Source organism: Loigolactobacillus bifermentans DSM 20003, from assembly GCF_001434575.1.
Classification (GTDB): Bacteria; Bacillota; Bacilli; order Lactobacillales; family Lactobacillaceae; genus Loigolactobacillus; species Loigolactobacillus bifermentans.
The window spans coordinates 1-756 of the sequence record NZ_AZDA01000132.1; the positions used below are offsets into that span (position 1 = coordinate 1).

Sequence of the window (756 nt, forward strand, 5' to 3'; positions counted from 1 at the left end):
GGGCAGCTGATTCGCCTTGCTTATATAGGTTGATAATGTTTTGTTTGAATTCTTTGTCGTAATGAGTTGGCATGTAAAAATTCCTTCCTTTTGAGAGATGATTTATTCATTATACCCTCTCTTAAAAGTTGTCTCAGGAATCAGCTTACATCCACTTCAAATTGGTTCACCTTTCAAGAACTTTATTGCATTATTAATATGATTGGGCAACGAAAAATTATGAAATTGTTCTGTGCCAAACTCACACGCAATCATTGCCATTGTCTCACCTTTTTTAGATTTCCAGACATTAGCAATCTCGCTTGCTGTTGCCGACAGTTCTATGTCCCAGTTCAGATGATCGATAAAGTATGAGCGCAACAAATCGATATTGCCGTTAACAATATCATCCTCAAGCGTATATCCTTCCGTAGTTCCTACAAAAACTTTACCAGGAATACTTCTAGATTCGGTTTGCTCTTTAGCATTTGGCTGATTATCATAATCACGGACCACGGCAATTTTTCGTTTGCCATGGGAATTGATTTTCATCCACAAATCAATTATTTTATTATAACCTTTATGGAATGAAAGCACCTCAATATTATTTAGATAATTACTGTACTCTCTTAAATACGACTTAATCAACAATTCCTCAGAAATACCTTCAACTAACATCACATTCGTCGAAAAAAGTAACTTATATAAATCCATATTTGGATCCCAAATTGCAAGAACAAATTAGCCACACGATAAATCCTATTAAATCAGTATTTT

At 34.5% G+C, this 756-nt stretch carries 1 protein-coding gene; it reads right to left on the reverse strand.

Annotated elements, in window-relative coordinates; all coding sequences use genetic code 11:
- Window positions 1-156 precede the first annotated feature (156 nt).
- On the reverse strand, window positions 157-693 hold the full coding sequence (locus FC07_RS13490; protein WP_057905615.1) for a TOPRIM nucleotidyl transferase/hydrolase domain-containing protein: 537 nt from the start codon (window positions 691-693) through the stop codon (window positions 157-159).
- Window positions 694-756 lie beyond the last annotated feature (63 nt).

Excerpts from the sequence above, each read along its gene's own strand:
- FC07_RS13490 (WP_057905615.1), bottom strand. The coding sequence starts at position 693 with ATGGATTTATATAAGTTACTTTTTTCGACGAATGTGATGTTAGTTGAA.